This is a genomic window from Hydrogenivirga sp. 128-5-R1-1 (assembly GCF_000171895.1).
Window position 1 is genome coordinate 1 of the sequence record NZ_ABHJ01000269.1, and the last position, 1,683, is coordinate 1,683.

Consider the following 1,683-nt stretch of genomic DNA (forward strand, 5'->3'; position numbering starts at 1 on the left):
TAAAATTCACCGTTTTCATCAAATACTAATGGTACAAAAGGAACTGAAATTTTCCCAGAGTATTCTTCTTTAGACGAAGTTAAATATTTATGGGAAGCAGGAGAACAGCTGAAAAATAGACAGGCTTCTGATAGGGTGATATATACAGTAGATAACAGCAATTCATTAATAGAATTTACTGTTTCAAATTTAGCTAATTTCCAAAGCTTTTTAGGAACGGATGTTTCAGAATTTCCTGCCTGTTTAATAAACGGAAATACCATTAATTATACCAATCTTGTTAATTATATTAGAGGTCAAGATATTCCTGGATGTAGAAGTAGGAAAGTAAATAGCAGTGGAGATGTTTGGAAATTAGCAGATATTATTTATTCTTCTCCTAAAATAGCATATTATAAAGACCAGAACGGTAAATTAATCCATGGTGTAATATTTACTGCTTCCAATGATGGAATGCTACATGCTTTTGAAGCTGGAAAAGTTGAAAGTTTAACAGGAAGCTATGTTGCCAAGTTAACAGGTACAAATTTAGGGAAAGAACTCTGGGCATTTATTCCAAAACATGCACTTCCTTATTTAAGATATTTGGCAGACCCTAATTACTGTCATTTATATATACACGACTTAGCTCCTTATTTAATAAATGTTGATTATGATAATGATGGAACCCAGGAAATAGTTTTAATTGGAGGTCTAAGACTTGGAGGAGGATGTAGTTGTAGTGGAACAAACTGTGTAAATCCACCACCAGATACCTGTAAAAATAATAGTAGTTGTGTAGGGTTATCAGAATATTATGCTCTTGATGTAACAGATATAAATAATCCAAAACTTTTGTGGGAATTTACAAATCCAAACTTAGGTTTTACATATTCAGGTCCTGCTTATATAAAAAGAAAAGACAGTGCTGGAAACTGGAAGTACTTTGTGTTATTTGCTTCAGGTCCAACATCTTATGATGGATATACATCTCAAAATTTACATATATTTGTTCTGGATTTGACAACAGGAAATTTATTACTTGATAAAGACTTAGGTCAAAACTTCTCAAACTCCTTTGGAGGAAGACTTTTTAATAATGGATTGGATGTGAATGAAGACGGTCAGACTGATTATGTGTTTTTAGGATATTCCAGGAAGGTTGGAAATGCAACTGCAAAAGGTGGAGTTCTAAAAATATGGACAGGAGATACAAACCCAAACAATTGGGATTTTGATGAAACTTTGCTCAGTTTTGCTAATAATCCTGTAGTGGCACCAATAGTTGCAGGTAAATGTTTTAACAAATGGTTTCTTTATTTTGGAACAGGAAGATATTTTTATAAAACAGATGATGACCAGAGTCAAAATGCACTTTATGGGGTTCCGTTCTTGTGTGATGAGAATAATAACTGTCCAACTGGAACTATAAATCCAGTACATGCAGCAACACAAAATTTAGCATGTCAAAATATAGCTGATAAAACTCAAGGAGCATGGATGATAGACCTTGACCTTGGAAATACTATATATCTTAAAGAAAGAAATATATCAGACCCTTCAATATCTAATAATATTGTCTTTTTTACAACTACACAGCCAACTGCAGACTTATGCGGATTTGGTGGACAAACAAGAGCATGGGCTTTAAATTGTGCAACTGGGGACCCTGCATTTAGCCAAAGATGTCCAGGTTTTACAGTA

1 protein-coding gene is annotated in these 1,683 nt (G+C 33.6%); it reads left to right on the forward strand.

Annotated features, from left to right (window positions below; genetic code table 11):
• Window positions 1-135 precede the first annotated feature (135 nt).
• Window positions 136-1,683, forward strand: a 1,548-nt coding sequence (locus tag HG1285_RS02565; RefSeq protein WP_008289098.1) for a PilC/PilY family type IV pilus protein, incomplete at its 3' end; no start/stop codon positions are given.